We start from the raw sequence: 16046 nt of genomic DNA, 5'->3' as shown, positions 1-16046 counted from the left end.
TAGTGTTCGCTGCTCCCACATGGGGAAGCCCGCTTTTTATATGGGGCTCCGGTGTGCCGGACCACCCCATGTGAAAACCCCTGTACCGCAGGTACGGGGTTTGGGCGCCGCAGGCGTTCCGCAGGAATTGCGAGCACTGCTCGCAACCCAAAGTAGGTCACTCCACCAGCCGGCACGTAATCATCGACCAAAACACCCTGATCGTTCTACGGTCAGGGTGTTTTACCATGTGGCCTCCGCATTACTCTCACATGGGCAAGCCCGCTTTTTATCTGTGGCGCTGCGACGGGTTCCCGTGTGCCCAAAGCACTCGCTGCGCTCATGGGGCAGGCCCACCGCGCCTGTACCGCAGCTACCGTCAAGCCCACAAACCCGTTACCCTGCGGACAAATATCCACTAGACTTAGCCGTTAATAACAAGAAAGGCCCTCGCGCGCCATGACCCGGCTTTCCCTCAATAATCCGGCGGCTATTGCCGTCATCGTTGCCCTGATCGTGGTGTTCGGGCTCATCAGTGTGCGCTCGCTGCCCATCCAGTTGCTGCCTGACGTCGAGCGGCCCGCCATCTCCATTGAAACAAACTGGCGCGCCGCGGCACCGGAGGAAGTAGAGGAGTCGATCATCCAGCCCCAGGAAAAGGTCCTGCGCAATATCGAGGGCCTGGAGAGCATGGTTAGCAATATCAACCGTGGTTCTGGTCGCATCCGGCTTGATTTCCGCATCGGCTGGGATATGCAGCGGGCGTTGATCGATGTCATTACCCAGCTCAACCAGACCACTGACCTGCCGGCGGATGCGGATGAGCCGGAGATCCGCTCCGGCGGCGGCAGCGGCCGCGGCCAGGCAGCGTCCCTGATGATTTACACGCTACCCGGCAATGAAAATCGCGACGTCGCCAGTTACCAGGCGCTGATTGACCAGGAGGTTGAACCCAGGCTGTCACGCATCCCCGGTGTGGCCCGGGTGGTGCTGGCCAGTGAACGGGAGCCGGAGATTCACATCACCCTCGATCCTCATCGCCTGGCCGCCCGTGGCATAGGAATTCCCCAGGTGGCGGATACCCTGCGCCGGGCGGTGGATGTCTCTGGTGGCTTTGCCGATGTCGGCCGCCGCCGCTACACCGTGCGCTACCTGGGGCAGCGCAATCTCGATGAACTGGGCGACCTGGTCATCACCTGGCAGAACGGCGAGCCGATAAGGCTGCTGGATGTCGCGACTATCGAGCTAGGGCTCCGCAAGCGGGTAAACCTGTCGTTCCGCAACGGTTTTCCTGCCTATTACATCAGTATGATCCCGGCCTATGACGCCAACACCGTGGAACTGCTGGATGCGCTCAATGCCACCATTGATGAAATCAACGAGGAGGTTTTGCACGCCCGGGGCCTGAATATCGAACTTAGCTTCGATGCCTCGCTGCACATTCGCCGGGCGATTGCCCTGGTCAACCAGAACCTGCTGCTGGGGCTGGGGCTGGCCAGCCTGGTGCTGTGGTTCTTCCTGCGCAACGTGCGCGCCACCCTGATCATCGCCGCCACTATTCCCGTCTCCCTGCTGGTGGCATTTGTGGTCCTGCGGTTGACCGGTAAAACGCTCAATGTCATTTCCCTGGCCGGGCTGGCCTTTGCCGTCGGCCTGGTCATGGACGCGGCGATTATCGTCCAGGAAAACATTGTCCGCCTGCGGGCCACGGGTCTATCAAGCGTCGATGCCACCCTCCAGGGCTGCCGGCAGGTTTCAGGGGCGCTGTTTTCCTCCACCCTGACAAGTGTCGCGATTTTCCTGCCCATTCTCTTTATGGTGGGGGTCGAGGGTCAGCTGTTCAAGGACCTGGCCATTACCCTGACCGCCGCGGTCAGTGTTTCCCTGTTGACCGCCCTGACAATATTGCCGGCTGCGGCCCACCGCTTGTCAGCAAATAACGTGCGTGAAGACCGTTTCGAGTCCCGTTGGCGGCAGCTGGCTGACGCGGTCCTCACCGCGACCAAAACCCGCACCCGGCGTATTGCCTGGTCCGGGGCCATACTGGGGGGCTCGCTGGTGCTGTCCTGGGTGTTTTTGCCGCAGATCGATTTCCTGCCCAAGGCGCGCATCGACGCGATCCAGACCTACTTCGCCACCCCGCCCGGGATCAACCTGGATACCCTGGAGAAAGAAATCGCCAGCGAGGTGATCGGCAGGTTGAAACCCTATTACGATGGAGAGGCCCAGCCCGGGATCCGCGGCTATAACTTTGCGTCTTTCGGGGCCAGGGATACGATCACGTTTATCTATCCGGAAGACTCCGAACGGGTTCCGGAATTACTTGAACTGCTGCGTACCGAACTGTTCCAGGGCATTACCGATACCCAGGCCTTTGTCAGCCAGTCCTCCATGCTCAATCTCTCGGATGATGGCCCCGATGCAATCAATATAGACATCCAGGGGGCGGACCTGGACCAGCTCAAGGCGGTCGCCGCGAAGACCATGGAACTCGCGCGCGGGCTGTGGGAGGGAGCGGTGGTATTTTCCGCGCCCGATCTCAGCGCCGGTGAGGCGGAATTGCGGATCTACCCGCGCGAGCAACGTATCAGCCTCTCCGGCCTGGATCGGCGGGCGGTAGGCGACGTGGTGAGAACCTATACCGACGGCCTCTGGGCCGGCGAGTATTTTGACGGCAACGAGCGCTACGACATTATTCTGCAAACGGAAAAATGGAATTCGCCGGAGGAACTGGTGGCCATGCCCCTGGCGACGCCGCTGGCCGGCATCCAGACCATTGGTGACCTGGCTGAAATACGCCGTGGGGTCGGCCCGGCGCAACTGCAGCGGGTAGATGGCCTGCGCACCATTACCATTTTCCTGATTCCCCCGGATACCGTGACCATGGAGGAAGCCCTGCACCGGCTGCGCACCGAGGTAGAGCCGCAGGTCAAGCCGCTGCTGCCCCAGGGCGCCCGGCTGGGCTACCGTGGCAGTGCCGACCGCCTCGCCGAGGCGCTGCGGACGGTGGGTATCAACTTCCTGCTGGCGGTGCTCATACTCTATTTGATCATGGCGGCGCTGTTCAGGTCCGGGCGCGATGCAATGCTGGTATTGCTGGTCATGCCCATGGCCATCGCCGGTGGCCTCATTGGCCTGAAACTCCTGAACCTGGTCACCTACCAGTCCCTGGACCTGCTGACCATGATTGGGTTTATCATTCTTCTCGGCCTGGTGGTCAACAACGCGATATTGCTGGTCGACCAGACCCGCAGCGCCCAGCGTGCCGGGATGTCCGAAGCCGATGCGGTTCATCAGGCGGTACTGTTCAGGGCCCGGCCGATTTTCATGAGCACCCTCACCAGCATCTTCGGGATGCTGCCGCTGATGCTGATTCCGGGGGTTGGCTCGGAAATTTATCGCGGCCTGGCGACGGTCATTGTCGGCGGCATGACGGTATGTGCCATGTTTACCTTGTTGCTGCTGCCCAGCCTGTTACGCTTGGGCAGGGTTTCAATCGAGGGGGAGTCAGGCTGATGGTGCGTTACCTGGCGCTGATCACCGTTCTGCTGGGCCCCGGCAGCCTGGCGCAGCCAGCGCCGGGTCCCGTGCCGGTGCGGGTTGAGCAGGTTCGCGAGCAGGCCATCCAGCGCAGCCTGCCGCTGACCGGGCGAATCTACAGTCGCCATGATGCGGCACTGGGCCTGACCGTGCCCGGCGAGCTGGACTGGGTGCTGGAACCGGGAACGCGGGTGGTTACCGGCCAGGTCATCGCCCAACTGGACCAGCGCCCCATTGTGCTGCGCCGGCAGGAACTGGTGCACCAGGTAGAACGGGAAAAGGTCACCACTGAATATCTCAACAAGGAACTCGCCCGGCTGCGCCGCCTGCAGGCGGATAACAATGCCTCGCAGCGGCTGGTGGACGAGAGCGAGACCAACCGCGATGTATCGTTGCTGCAAACCCAGTCCCTGCAGGCCAGGATCGAGCAACTCGACGACGAGCTCAGGCGCTCGCAGCTGGTGGCTCCCTATGCCGGCGTAATAGCCGAGCGGCACAAGCGCGGTGGCGAGTACGCCCGCATCGGTGACGTTATCGCCCGGCTGGTGGACCTCAACAATCTGGAACTTCGTTTCCAGGTGCCGGTGGTCTACCTCAGCCGGATAGAGGAGGGTGATAGCGTCCGTTTTATGCCCCAGGGCGGGCAATTGCTGGGTGAAAAACCACCGCAGTACGAGGCGCTGGTGAGAGCGATCATCCCGGCGGCGGATATCAATTCCCAGACTTTCGAAGTGCGGGCCGATTTGTCGGAGCAGGCTGCCGCCAGCATGGTTGCCGGACAGCTGGTCAATGTCAGCGTGGAAATTTCCGGCAATACACCGGTTCTGCAGATCCCCCGGGATGCGATTGTACTGCGCTCCGAGGGCGGCTATGTGTTCCGGATCGATGAGGACGACCGGGCCGGCCAGGTCTGGGTTGAGGTGGGCGAGGGCGCCGATGACTGGGTCAGCGTCAGCGGTGCACTCAAGGCCGGCGACTGGGTTGCCATTCGTGGGGTGGAACGCCTGCAGGACGGGCAGACCGTACAACGGCAGCGCTGATCCCGCCCCGGGATGGCCCGCCCCAGGATGGCCTGCCCCGGGATGGCCCGCCCCAGGATGGCCTGCCCCACTCTTCCTAAGCGGCCGGCGTTGGGTTAGCCTAGGCCGCCCATAATACAACTGAGGTACAAAGCAATGATTGGATACACCACGATTGGCGTCAGGGACATGGAACAGGCCAAGGCATTTTACACCGGGCTGTTGGCTGACCTGGGCGCCTCGCTGTTAATGGATATGGACCGTATTGCCTTCATCGGCACCGGCATGGACGCGCCCATGTTGTCCATCTGTATTCCCTACAACGAAGACGACCCGCAGCCGGGTAACGGCAACATGGTGGCGATTACAGCGCCCAGCAAGGATAAGGTCGATGAGCTTTACGCCAGGGCCCTGTCACTGGGTGGCAGCTGCGAGGGCGAGCCCGGCCAGCGCATTCCCGACATGTTCTATGGGGCCTATGTCCGTGACCCGGACGGCAACAAGCTGGCCTTCTACGTATTCGGCTAAGACCTGCCACGCCGGACACTCGCTGTCCGGCCATATTCTTCTGCCTTGATCCGTGATGCCTGTCGTTTCCGCAACCGGCCGGTTTGGCCGGGCTATGTGTACGGCAGTTGTGCTGCTGGTCGCTGCCACTGCACTGGCTGAATCATCACGCTACGAGCGGATCGTGCAGGCCCTGGAATCGGCCGGGCCGGAGTTGCGCGCCAGCTTTGCTCGCAGCGCGCTGCTGGAATTGACCGAGGTTTACCTGGCGGAAGCGGATCTTGCCCGCGCCGAGGCCCGCGACTCCGCCGAGGCCAACCGGCTAATGTCATGGTCGCGGGCGGTGGAGCGCTATGCGGCACAATTGGCCCTGGTACTGGACGACATAGCCTTTGGTTATCCGGTGGCCTTGCGCCGTTATCCGCGCGAAGTCGCCTCGGTCAGCGTGGCGGGCCGGACGATCATGCTGGCCCACCCTCGCCGCCAGCAGCAGGCTGTGTATGAACAATCCGTGCTGGCTCACTTCTGCGGCCAGGGCCGGTGTCGCGAGCTGCTTGCCCCGGGCGACCAGCAAGCGGCCATACCCATGTCAGCGGGGCGGGTGGCACCGACATGGGAATTCACCGCCGCCGGCCCCCGGTGCTCTCACCAGGCCCTGCAGCTGGCGTTCTCCGCCGCTGTTGACCTCGGGCGACAGCGGGCGCTGTGCCAGCAATTGATGGCGGAGGCGGAACTGCTCGCCACCGAGCTCGCCTGGCAACAGCGCCACGGGGTCGCCATTGACTGGCAGGCGCTGGCGGTCAGGGCCGTGCCCCGGCGCCCGGAGCACCTGGTGCTGCTCAACAGCGCGGGTGACTCCCTGCTGGCAACCCTGCCGCTGGTGCACGGTAGCGCGGGGCTGTTGCAGCAGTTGGTGCCGTGGCTGCGGCAGCGCTTCAGCGGCGAACAGGCGCCGGCCCCGGTCATTCTGCAGGCCTCAGTCCTGGGCTGGGAGTAATCAGCCGGCCTTGCGCCTGGGTTTGCGTCTGGAGCTTTTCTTGTTGAGAAAGGTCGCCGCTTCCAGTTCTGCATAGGATTCTTCCAGGCACTGCTTGTAAAAATCGGGGTCGGGGAGCATTTCCCGGCAACTGAGGAAGTTGATGGTGATCAGGCCCATGCCGCTGATCACCGCGTGGAACAGGCCGGCCATATCCACCAGTGGCCCCAGTCCCAGCAGCATGTGCACCCGGGCGCCGGCGAGGTACATGGGGAACTGCGGGCCAGGCACGTTGGATATCACCGTGTGTACCGGCATCGGCACCGCGTTTCGGGTTGCCGCCAGGGTCGCGGCGCGCATGGTCAGGTTGGTGAACTGGGGCCAGAGGCCGCGGGATACGTCCATCATGACGCCGGTGCCAACCACCTGCGAGGTTTCCTTCGAGTTGCGGGCATGGGACATGACTGCCTTCAGCCGCGCCAGCGGGTCGGCAACGTCGGTCGCCATGTCGATAGTCATCACGCCTACCTGGTTGCCCTTGGATTCGCTGTTACGTTCCTGGCGGACATTGATAGGGGCGGCGCAGGTGAGGCTGTGCTCGGGCAACTCATCGTGCGCCGCCAGGTACTTGCGCATGGCGCCACTGACGGTGGCGACAATGACATCGTTGATGGTAGCGCCGTCAACGCACTGGCGAATCTTCTTGATCCGGGCGAGTTCCATCACCAGGGTATCCGTCACCCGGTGGGAGCTCACCCTGGCATTGAAACGCGTGCGTTCCAGGCGCAGCTCCTCCGGTTCTCCTTCCCGTGCGCTGCTGAGCTTGTTGGCTTCGATAACGGCGGGAACAAGCCGGCCAACCGTCCTGGCGAGGTGAACGGGGCGTTTCAGGTTGTTGATATAGGCCTGGGTCAATACTTTTCTCGCCGAGGGGCCGGATTCGCCATGCCAGTCGTCCGCTACCTCCGGCAGGGGTGCATCAGCTGCGAGGGTATGAATCGCGGCGATGATCTCGGCCCCGGATACACCGTCGATAGCCGCGTGATGGATCTTCAGCATGATGGCGAAGCTGTTGGCGGGAAGCCCCTCGACTTCATTGAGACCTTCGATTACGTAGGCTTCCCACAGGGGACGCTTCATATCCAGGCCCCTGGCGTGGAGTCGGGCCAGCAGGATGCACAGCTGCCGCCAGTCACCGGGTTTGGGCAGGGCGATATGGCGAACGTGGAACTCCAGGTCAAAGTTCGGGTCCTCGATCCAGTAAGGCGTGTCAAAGCCAAAGGCGCCGCCGGCCAGCTTGCGGCGGAAGATCTTCGATTTATGCAGGTTGCGTTCGAAGGCCTGGAGAATGTCCTTGAATCGCACCTGCCCGCCCGCGACTTCCGACTGGTCGTAAAACAGCACCGGGGAAATGTGCATGGGTGTGCGATTGCTCTCCATCTGGATGAAGGTATTGTCCAGTTCGGTAAGCTGTTCCATGCAGAGGCTCCTCTTTCGTCGGGCTTCCGGAGACTGTGCCGTTTTCACATTCCGGACACAAGCCGATTATAGCGGCACGGGTGCGTTTACCCGAACCGTGGGCACTAATGGAGTAGAATAGTCGATTATTTGCATCCCGGTCAGCTCAGGTAGTATGAGCAGGCCCTCGTATATGGAAGCCCGATAATGAACCCCAATCCCCCGCTGGAACTTGGCCTGAGCGAACAGGAACAGGAGCGCATAGACCGCATCGAGAAGGAGTTGCGCGCCGGTATCTCCAGGCTTGCCGATATCGGCCCCGCGGTCAGTATTTTTGGCAGTGCCCGTTCCCTGCCGGATGCCTGGGAATACCAGGCCGCCCGGAAACTGGCCCGGCAGATGTCGCGGGAGGGCCTGGCGGTGATTACCGGCGGCGGCCCCGGGGTGATGGAGGCCGGGAATCTGGGTGCCGATGGCGAACGGGGTTCCTCGGTTGGGCTGAACATCGAGCTGCCCCATGAGCAACTGGCCAACCCCTACCTGGATATTGATCTCAACTTCCGCTATTTCTTTATCCGCAAATTCCTGCTGATTCGCTACGCCGTGGGTTTTGCCATCTTTCCGGGGGGGTTTGGCACGGTGGACGAGCTGTTCGAACTGCTCACCCTGGTGCAAACCGGCAAGCTGAGCCGCCGGCCCATTATACTGGTGGGGCGGGATTACTGGCAGGACCTGTACCAATGGCTGGAGGAGCGGGTGCTGGCCGGGTCCTTTATCAGCGCAGAGGACCTGGAATTCCTCCAGATCGTGGATGACGCCGACCATGCGGCCACGATATTACTGGACCATTACCGGCGGGAGTGCCAGTAAGCGCAGCGGCTTGCTATTTGCGCTGCCTGGCGTTGGCGAAGGCCGCGGCGAAGGCGCTGTTGGCCGCCGGCTTTTCCTGGCGCGGCTTTTTCCCGCGGTGCCCCTGGTCACTCCGGCGTTTCTGCCCACCGCGCCTGTCGCTCTGCTCACCGGCCTTGTCACTGAGCCGCATGGATAGGCCGATACGTTTGCGCGGCTCGTCCACCTCCATCACCTTGACCTTCACGATGTCGCCGGCCTTGACCACGTCACGTGGGTCCTTGACGAATTTTTCCGCCAGCGCGGAAATGTGCACCAGCCCGTCCTGGTGGACACCGATATCGACAAACGCACCGAAATTGGTCACGTTGGTCACCGTCCCCTCCAGCACCATGTCCGGGCGCAGGTCGGAAATTTTTTCCACCCCGTCCTGGAAGGCCGCCATCTTGAACTCCGGGCGCGGGTCCCGCCCCGGCTTGTCGAGTTCGGCGATAATGTCCTGCACCGTCGGCAGGCCGACGCTATCGCTGGTGTAATCCGCCGCATTGAGTGCGCGCAGGAAGCTGCTGTCGCCGATGAGGCTGCGCACTTCCTTGTGGCAGTTGGCGGCAATCCGCTCGACCACGCCGTAGGACTCGGGGTGCACCGCCGAGGCGTCCAGCGGATTGTCGCCGCCGCTCACCCGCAGAAAGCCCGCGGCCTGCTCAAAGGTCTTGTCGCCAAACCTGCTGACCTTTAACAGTGCCTGGCGATTGGCGAAGCTGCCCTGGGCGTCCCGCAACTGGACGATATTGGTGGCGATGCTCTGGTTGAGCCCGGATACCCGGGTCAGCAACGGTACCGAGGCGGTGTTCACGTCCACGCCGACCGCGTTGACACAATCCTCGACCACTGCGTCCAGCTGCCTGGCCAGCTGGACCTGGCTGACGTCGTGCTGGTACTGGCCGACGCCGATCGACTTCGGCTCGATTTTCACCAGTTCCGCCAGCGGGTCCTGCAGACGGCGGGCAATCGAGATGGCCCCGCGGATGGTGACGTCCAGATCGGGGAATTCCCGGGCGGCGAATTCAGAGGCGGAATAGATTGAGGCGCCGGCCTCGTTGACCATCACCTTGCGGCAGTTGAGCTCCGGGTTGGCCTTGAGGATCTCGCCGACAAAGCGGTCGGTTTCCCTGCCCGCGGTACCGTTGCCAATGGCGATCAGCTCGACCTGGTACTGCCGAATCATGTGCAGCAGGGTCGCTTCCGCTTCCTGGACCCGCTTCTGCGGCGGGTTGGGGAAAATCGCCCCGTGGTCCAGCACCTTGCCGTTGGCGTCTATGACCGCCAGCTTTACCCCCGTGCGCAGGCCCGGGTCCAGGCCAATGGTCGCTTTCTGGCCGGCGGGTGCCGCCAGCAGCAGGTCTTTCAGGTTGTTGGCGAATACCTCTATCGCTTCCGCCTCGGCCCGCTCGCGCAGCTGGCCGAGCAGGTCGGTTTGCAGGTGGGTCAGCAGTTTGACCCGCCAGGTCCAGCGCACGGCCTCCCGCAGCCAGCGGTCTGCCGGCCGTTCCCGGTCGACGATGTTCCAGTGCGCGGCGACCATGGCCTCGCAGGGATGGGTATCGGTGGGCTGTTCATCGGCGTGCATGACCAGGCTTATATTGAGAATCCCCTCGTTGCGGCCGCGGAACATGGCCAGGGCCCGGTGCGAAGGTACGCCGGCCAGCGCTTCGGTGTGCTCGAAGTAGTCGCGGAACTTGGCGCCCTCCTGCTCCTTGCCTGCTACCAGGCGCGATGCCAGCTGGGCGTTGTCGGTGAGGAACTGGCGCAGGGTGGCCAGCAGATCGGCATCTTCGGCAAAGCGCTCCATCAGGATCTGGCGGGCGCCGTCCAGGGCCGCCTTGCTGTCATTGATGCCGGCATCGGGATTGAGGTACTGCCGAGCCAGTGTTTCCGGGTCCTGCTCCGGATCGGCGAGCAAGCTGTCAGCCAGCGGCTCCAGGCCGGCCTCGCGGGCAATTTGCGCCTTGGTGCGGCGTTTGGGTTTGTAGGGCAGGTAGAGGTCTTCCAGGCGGTTCTTGGTCTCCGCCTCCAGCAGCGACTGCTTCAGTGCCGGGGTCAGCTTGCCCTGTTCCTCGATACTGGCGAGGATGCTCGCCCGGCGCTCTTCCATCTCGCGCAGGTAGTGCAGCCGCTCTTCCAGCAGGCGCATCTGGCTGTCATCCAGCTCCCCCGTGACCTCCTTGCGGTAGCGGGCGATGAAGGGCACGGTCGCCCCCTCGTCCAGGAGGCCGATGGCTGCGTTTACCTGTGCTTCGCGCACTGCGAGTTCTTCCGCGATACGCTGGGAAATGGACTTGGTCATGTTATGGCTGTCTTTCGTGATCTGCTGATGGCTTACTGCGTGGAGACGGCATTATGCGGTAGCCGCCAGCGGATTACGATCTGGAAATTTATCGGATTTTGTGCCTGCCCGGCCGCCGTGGCTGCGGGGGCGCGATGACCGGATAGACTGCCCTACTGGCGGAATTTCTTGACTGCGGTGAGCAGCTGGCGGCAGGTAATCTGGCCGATGAGCTTGCCATTTTCGACCACCGGCCTGCGCCGCTTGTTGTTGGCCAGCATGTCCTGGGCCACATCGACGATGTCTTCATCCGGATGGGCAACGACCAGGTTGTCAGACGCCATGTACTCCCGCACCTCGCCGACCCCGGTTTTGTTGTAGGTAGCACCGAGCACCGCCCGCAGGCAGTCCAGCTCCGACAGTATGCCGACCAGGTTGTCGGCTCCGTCCACCACGCACACCCCGGATACCTTGTTGTCGATAATGACCTGCATGGCATCGAGCAGATTGGCGTCGGCCCTGACCTTCACCGGATTCGCCAACATATAGTCGCGGAGACTGACGGATTGAAGCATACAAAACTCCCTGGGATGGCCTGACTTCGGTCGCACAATAAAGTATAGACGGTAAATATACCATCGGGGCCAGGGCGCGCGGGAGGGCTGTGTCGATTGCCTGCTTCGCGCGGTGCAGGCCGAGCTGCTACAGTTGTCCGCTGCAATAGCACCGATGCCAGTCGGGCGGCCGGGTCAGGGCATAACAGGCAGCGCCCAGGTCCCTGCCGGCACCAATATGGGTAACCGCGCTGGAACATGCACCGCAGACCCGCCCCGGAGGTGACGAGCAATGAAAACCTTACACCTGTTGCGCCATGCCAAATCCGCCTGGAATGAGCCGGGGCTCCCCGACCGCGAGCGTGGACTGAACAAGCGGGGCCGGCGTGACGCCCCGCGCATGGGAGCGGCACTGGCCGCGGAGATTGCTCCCCAGGGTATTTTTGTCAGCCCCGCCCGGCGTGCCCGCCTGACCCTCGACGGCCTCTGCGAGGGCTGGCCCGCGCTGGCGGCCTGCCAGCACACAAGCGAGGAAGCCCTGTATACCTTCGATGCCGCCGACCTGTGGCGCTGGCTGATGGCGGCGGACGACCGGAAGCCAGGCCTGTTTCTCATCGGCCACAACCCGGCGCTGACCGAACTGGTCAATGAACTGCTGGGACAGAGGCAGCTGGATAACCTGCCCACCGCTGCTTACGCCCGCCTGGGGTTGGCGCTCGACAGCTGGGTCCAGTTGCAGGCGGGCTGTGGCCAGCTGGAGCGACTGCTGCCCCCCCGCCAGTTAGCCGGTTGAGGCGGCGGCACGGCCGGGCTGGTGACCGGCCAATGCTGCGCTACGCTGCGACAAATGGTAGGCTTTGCCCGATTTCATCATATCCGGAGTTTTCCCATGCGTATTACCCTGGGTGCGCTATTGCTGCTACTGATAACCGGTTGCCAGACCCGGCCGGCGCCGACGCTGGTTACCCAGTGCACCGACCCCAGGCCCCAGGTCTGCACCATGGAGTACGCGCCCGTGTGCGCCGCCCTTGTAGCCGGGGGCAGCAAACAGTATTCATCGGCCTGCAATGCCTGTGCGGATGACGCGGTCAGTGGTTACCTGAGCGGGGAGTGCCCCGAGTGAGCCTCACCAACCGCATCCTGATCGCCATGGTGGCTGGTATTGCCATGGGATCGATCATCAATATGCTGATGCACGCCACCGGGGTCTCGGCTGAGCTCAAGTCCATGCTTGACGTGTACTTGGTGAATGGCCTGTTCGACGTGGTCGGGCGTATCTTCATCGCCTCGCTGAAATTACTGGTGGTGCCGCTGGTACTGGTATCGCTGATTTGCGGTTCGTCATCCCTGGGCGATAGTGCCCGCATGGGCCCGATAGCGGCCAAGACCCTGACTTTCTATCTCGCCACCACGGCTATTGCCATCAGCCTGGCGCTGTTTTTCGCCGTGCTCATCAGCCCCGGCTCGGGGGTCGTGCTGGAAGGTGTCGCCGAATTCGACGCCGGGCCTGCCCCCCCGTTAACCGATGTGCTGGTGGATATCTTCCCCTCCAACCCGGTACGCGCCATGGCCGAGGGCAAGATGCTGCAAATTATCGTCTTCGCCCTGTTATTCGGCTACGCTATTTCCCACGCTGGGGAGCCGGGCCGACGGCTGGCGGGCTTTTTCCGCGATGTTGATGCGGTAATCATGAAAATGGTGGAAGTGCTGATGGCGCTGGCACCCTACGGGGTATTTGCCCTGCTCTCCCAGCTGTTTTCCAGCATGGGTATTGGCGCCATCATGGACCTGGCGGCCTACTTTTTCACCGTCCTGGGGGTTTTGCTGGTACACGCCCTGGGGATCTACAGCCTGTTACTGCGCGTTCTCGCCGGGCTCTCTCCCGCAATCCTGCTGCGCAAGATGCGCCCCGTCTGGGCCTTCGCTTTCAGCACCGCATCTTCAGGGGCGACCCTGCCCATTACCTTGCGCACGGTGGAGAAACGCATGGGGGTGCACAATTCGGTAGCCGGTTTCACCGTGCCGCTGGGAGCGACCATCAACATGGACGGCACCGCCATCATGCAGGGCGTTGCCACTGTATTTATCGCCCAGGTCTATGGTGTGGACCTGTCCATGGGCGACTTCATCACGGTAATTCTCACTGCCACCCTGGCCTCCATCGGCACCGCTGCCGTTCCCGGCGTTGGCCTGATAACCCTGGCCCTGGTGCTGGAACAGGCCGGGCTGCCGGTGGAAGGGATAGCGCTGATCATTGGCGTGGACCGGCTGCTGGATATGGTGCGCACCGCGGTGAACGTCACCGGCGACGCCACGGTATCGGTGATTGTCGGCAAGAGCGAAAACCAGTTCGACCAGGAGGTGTTTGATGACCCCAGGGCAGACCAGCTGGGCGATGATCGGCGCGACACCCCGGCAGTGAGCTGATGCAGCCGGCCACAGCCCGCTGCGGGCTGTGGTAAAATCCCCCTTTCCTATCGAAACGAGCCCAGTCATGTCTATTCAGTGCACCATAGTGCCGGTGACGCCGTACCAGCAAAACTGTTCCATTATCAAGTGCCAGGCCAGCGGCCTGGCCGCTATTGTCGACCCCGGTGGTGACGCTGACCGCATCCTGGAGGCGGCAGGGAAAATGGACGCCACGGTAGAAAAAATCATCCTCACCCACGCCCACCTGGACCACTGCGCCGCCGCCGATGTGCTGCGCCAGCGGCTTGGGGTGAAAATCGAGGGGCCGGAAAAAGGCGACAGGTTCTGGCTGGACAAGCTTCCCGAGTGGTGCCAGATGGCCGGTTTTCCTCACGCTGACACCTTCGAGCCGGACCGCTGGCTGGAGGATGGCGACACAGTGACCGTTGGCGAGCAGACGCTGAAGGTCCTGCATTGCCCGGGCCATACGCCCGGCCATGTGGTGTTCCTGTATGAACCGCAAAAAGTCGCCTGGGTCGGGGACGTGCTGTTCCAGGGCTCAATCGGTCGTACCGACTTCCCCATGGGCAATCACGAAGAGCTGGTCGCCAGTATTCGCGACAAACTGTTCCCGCTGGGCGATGACATCACCTTCATTCCCGGCCACGGTCCCACCTCGACCTTCGGCCAGGAGCGGCGCAGCAACCCCTTTGTCGCCGATGCGCGCTATGGCTGAGGCCCCCGACGAGCGCGAGGCGCTGCTGCGCCAGGAGTATCTCAGCCAGACCGCGCGCATTAACTGGCACGACCTGCAGACCTACTACGCCCACGGCAATGTGATTTCCGTGGCGGCGGAACTGGATCTGGTGGAGGTCGCCGTGCAGCTGGGGCTGGACAACACAGCCCAGTTCCAGCAGTGGATTGCCGATCAACAGATCGCCCCGGTACAGGATGCGCAGGCCCTGGCCTGGTATGAGGCCCGGCAGGAACTGTGGGCCGTGGTGGCACCGCCCTGGGTGCTGGTGCAGCAGAAGCCCCTGGGCTAACTGACGCCGCCTTTAGCGAATCACCTTGATCCAGTCGCCGGTGCGGGGTTCCCCCCGCGGATACATGCCGTTCAACAGGCGCAGCTGTTCCTCCGCATGGGGAATGCGGATACTGGTAGCGATACTGGCAAAGGTCGCTCCCCGGGGCACCTGGATATATTGCACATAGCGCGGTGTGCCCGCCTGCTTCTCTTGCGGGTGGACAGGCCGGAAGCTTTCTATCATCTGCAGCAGGGTCGCATCGTCGGCAGCGAAGTTGTCTGACTGGCCCTGGAACAGATAGCTGTAGTTGTAGTCGATGACCGCCAGCCGCCTGGAAATACCGCCACTGCTGGCGACCGCCGAATAACCCTTCAGGCCCGCCTGTTCCAGTTCGGTGCCGCCACTCAGCTCGCCCCTGGCGCTGCCCCTGAGCACGGACTCCGGCGTGCTGCCATCCTTGCGGCGCAGGGTGATGGTCAGGGATGCGCTGCCGTCGGGTGCGCTGGCGACCACCGCCCTGCTGCCGGACTCCACCGTCCAGTCCTCGGGGTGCTCGAAGGTAAAGGCGAGCTTGTTGTGGTAGTAGCGGTTGTCGTCCCGCTGCCCCTGGATACTGGGGCCCCAGACCAGGCCCTGGATGTGGCTGCGGAACTCGCCGGGTTGCTCGGGGCTTTCCACGTAGTGGTCGAGATCCAGCTCACTGGCCTTGCTGATCACCGTTTGCAGCCGCTTGTCATTGCGCGGGTGGGTGGCGTAGAGGCCGTGATAAGTGCCGGCGGGTTTACCGCTGGCCCTGGCCTTGACCCGCTGGAACTGTTCCTGGTCCTTGAGCACGCCGATGACCTCAAGCAGGGCCTGGGGATCGTAGCCGGTCTTGTACATGTATTCGGCGCCCAGCCCATCGGCCTCCAGTTCCATGTCGCGGCCGAAACCGCTGATCAGCTCGGCGCCGTACATGGTCGACGCCTCGGCGATATCACCGCTGCCGGTCAGGATGTAGGCGGTGGTGGCGACAATTTTATTGGTGATGTCCTGACGGCCCCGGCGCCCGTGGTGATTGGCGGTCACATGGGCTATCTCATGGCCGATGACCCCGGCCAGTTCCTCCTCGGAGTCGAGAAACGGCAGCAGGCCCCGGCTGATGTAAATATAGCCGCCAGGGGCGGCGAAGGCGTTGATCATTTCCGTGTCCAGCACGGTAAAGGTGAATTTCTGGTCGGGCTTGTCGGAATTCGCCACCAGGCTCTGGCCGATGCGATTGACGTAGGCCTGCAATTCCGGGTCATCGTAAACCTGGCCGGAGTCGACGATTTTCTGGTGCTCCTCCTCTCCCTTGCCGGCCAGGGCGCCGCCCAGCGGCAGCAGCAGGACAAGGGCGGCAACAGTGGTGACCAGGCGCAT

At 62.8% G+C, this 16046-nt stretch carries 14 protein-coding genes; 10 read left to right on the top strand and 4 right to left on the bottom strand.

The genetic code is table 11. The features are described from left to right. Positions 1 to 438 precede the first annotated feature (438 nt). The 4 genes from DWB85_RS08720 to DWB85_RS08705 all read left to right on the top strand — a co-directional run bounded on the left by DWB85_RS08720 (position 439) and on the right by DWB85_RS08705 (position 6042). Positions 439 to 3495: an efflux RND transporter permease subunit gene (locus DWB85_RS08720; protein WP_117953822.1), complete on the top strand. Its 3057-nt coding sequence runs from the start codon at positions 439 to 441 to the stop codon at positions 3493 to 3495. Then, positions 3495 to 4559, top strand: a complete 1065-nt coding sequence (locus DWB85_RS08715) for an efflux RND transporter periplasmic adaptor subunit (RefSeq protein WP_162846065.1) — start codon at positions 3495 to 3497, stop codon at positions 4557 to 4559. Before DWB85_RS08720 ends, DWB85_RS08715 begins: the two co-directional genes overlap by 1 nt. 135 nt (positions 4560 to 4694) lie before the next feature. Further along, complete coding sequence (locus DWB85_RS08710; protein ID WP_117953820.1) at positions 4695 to 5066, top strand: VOC family protein; 372 nt, start codon at positions 4695 to 4697, stop codon at positions 5064 to 5066. A 94-nt stretch (positions 5067 to 5160) separates the two neighbouring features. Beyond that, complete coding sequence (locus tag DWB85_RS08705) at positions 5161 to 6042, top strand: hypothetical protein (RefSeq protein ID WP_117953819.1); 882 nt, start codon at positions 5161 to 5163, stop codon at positions 6040 to 6042. On the opposite strand, the gene DWB85_RS08700 is transcribed toward DWB85_RS08705, so the two are convergent. Next, the gene (locus DWB85_RS08700; RefSeq protein ID WP_117953818.1) at positions 6043 to 7500 is read right to left on the bottom strand and encodes a wax ester/triacylglycerol synthase family O-acyltransferase; all 1458 of its coding nucleotides are present in this window, start codon (positions 7498 to 7500) and stop codon (positions 6043 to 6045) included. It lies immediately after the preceding gene. Positions 7501 to 7686: 186 nt separating this feature from the next. On the opposite strand from DWB85_RS08700, the gene DWB85_RS08695 reads away from it, so the two are divergent. After that, a complete protein-coding gene (locus tag DWB85_RS08695) occupies positions 7687 to 8349 on the top strand; it encodes an LOG family protein (protein ID WP_117953817.1) in 663 nt (220 codons plus the stop codon). A gap of 13 nt (positions 8350 to 8362) precedes the next feature. Here DWB85_RS08695 and DWB85_RS08690 read toward each other — a convergent pair whose 3' ends face one another. After that, entirely contained in the window at positions 8363 to 10675 is a 2313-nt protein-coding gene (locus DWB85_RS08690) for a Tex family protein (RefSeq protein ID WP_117953816.1), read from the bottom strand. Positions 10676 to 10827: 152 nt separating this feature from the next. Next, positions 10828 to 11229, bottom strand: coding sequence for a CBS domain-containing protein (locus DWB85_RS08685; RefSeq protein ID WP_239017267.1), 402 nt, complete (start codon positions 11227 to 11229; stop codon positions 10828 to 10830). A gap of 271 nt (positions 11230 to 11500) precedes the next feature. On the opposite strand from DWB85_RS08685, the gene DWB85_RS08680 reads away from it, so the two are divergent. The 5 genes from DWB85_RS08680 (at position 11501) to DWB85_RS08660 (ending at position 14663) form a co-directional block, all read left to right on the top strand. Then, positions 11501 to 12001: a SixA phosphatase family protein gene (locus DWB85_RS08680; RefSeq protein WP_117953815.1), complete on the top strand. Its 501-nt coding sequence runs from the start codon at positions 11501 to 11503 to the stop codon at positions 11999 to 12001. A 96-nt stretch (positions 12002 to 12097) separates the two neighbouring features. Then, a complete protein-coding gene (locus tag DWB85_RS08675) occupies positions 12098 to 12331 on the top strand; it encodes a hypothetical protein (RefSeq protein WP_117953814.1) in 234 nt (77 codons plus the stop codon). Next, on the top strand, positions 12328 to 13635 hold the full coding sequence (locus tag DWB85_RS08670; protein ID WP_117953813.1) for a dicarboxylate/amino acid:cation symporter: 1308 nt from the start codon (positions 12328 to 12330) through the stop codon (positions 13633 to 13635). The genes DWB85_RS08675 and DWB85_RS08670 overlap by 4 nt, the downstream gene beginning before the upstream one ends. A gap of 67 nt (positions 13636 to 13702) precedes the next feature. Then, entirely contained in the window at positions 13703 to 14353 is a 651-nt protein-coding gene (locus DWB85_RS08665) for an MBL fold metallo-hydrolase (protein ID WP_117953812.1), read from the top strand. Beyond that, positions 14346 to 14663 carry a DUF2288 domain-containing protein gene (locus DWB85_RS08660; protein ID WP_205422695.1) on the top strand — a complete coding sequence of 106 codons (318 nt, stop codon included), beginning with the start codon at positions 14346 to 14348 and terminating at the stop codon, positions 14661 to 14663. The genes DWB85_RS08665 and DWB85_RS08660 overlap by 8 nt, the downstream gene beginning before the upstream one ends. 12 nt (positions 14664 to 14675) lie before the next feature. Here DWB85_RS08660 and DWB85_RS08655 read toward each other — a convergent pair whose 3' ends face one another. Further along, entirely contained in the window at positions 14676 to 16046 is a 1371-nt protein-coding gene (locus DWB85_RS08655; protein WP_117953810.1) for a M48 family metalloprotease, read from the bottom strand.

It is taken from the genome of Seongchinamella sediminis, assembly GCF_003457605.1.
In the GTDB taxonomy this organism is placed as follows: Bacteria; Pseudomonadota; Gammaproteobacteria; order Pseudomonadales; family Halieaceae; genus Halioglobus; species Halioglobus sediminis.
This window is presented reverse-complemented; position numbering and strand designations above follow the sequence as displayed.

Bases quoted from the DNA above. Each gene is read 5' to 3' on its own strand.
- DWB85_RS08720 (WP_117953822.1), top strand. From the start codon at position 439: ATGACCCGGCTTTCCCTCAATAATCCGGCGGCTATTGCCGTCATCGTT.
- DWB85_RS08715 (WP_162846065.1), top strand. From the start codon at position 3,495: ATGGTGCGTTACCTGGCGCTGATCACCGTTCTGCTGGGCCCCGGCAGC.
- DWB85_RS08710 (WP_117953820.1), top strand. From the start codon at position 4,695: ATGATTGGATACACCACGATTGGCGTCAGGGACATGGAACAGGCCAAG.
- DWB85_RS08705 (WP_117953819.1), top strand. From the start codon at position 5,161: ATGTGTACGGCAGTTGTGCTGCTGGTCGCTGCCACTGCACTGGCTGAA.
- DWB85_RS08700 (WP_117953818.1), bottom strand. From the start codon at position 7,500: ATGGAACAGCTTACCGAACTGGACAATACCTTCATCCAGATGGAGAGC.
- DWB85_RS08695 (WP_117953817.1), top strand. From the start codon at position 7,687: ATGAACCCCAATCCCCCGCTGGAACTTGGCCTGAGCGAACAGGAACAG.
- DWB85_RS08690 (WP_117953816.1), bottom strand. From the start codon at position 10,675: ATGACCAAGTCCATTTCCCAGCGTATCGCGGAAGAACTCGCAGTGCGC.
- DWB85_RS08685 (WP_239017267.1), bottom strand. From the start codon at position 11,229: ATGCTTCAATCCGTCAGTCTCCGCGACTATATGTTGGCGAATCCGGTG.
- DWB85_RS08680 (WP_117953815.1), top strand. From the start codon at position 11,501: ATGAAAACCTTACACCTGTTGCGCCATGCCAAATCCGCCTGGAATGAG.
- DWB85_RS08675 (WP_117953814.1), top strand. From the start codon at position 12,098: ATGCGTATTACCCTGGGTGCGCTATTGCTGCTACTGATAACCGGTTGC.
- DWB85_RS08665 (WP_117953812.1), top strand. From the start codon at position 13,703: ATGTCTATTCAGTGCACCATAGTGCCGGTGACGCCGTACCAGCAAAAC.
- DWB85_RS08660 (WP_205422695.1), top strand. From the start codon at position 14,346: ATGGCTGAGGCCCCCGACGAGCGCGAGGCGCTGCTGCGCCAGGAGTAT.
- DWB85_RS08655 (WP_117953810.1), bottom strand. From the start codon at position 16,046: ATGCGCCTGGTCACCACTGTTGCCGCCCTTGTCCTGCTGCTGCCGCTG.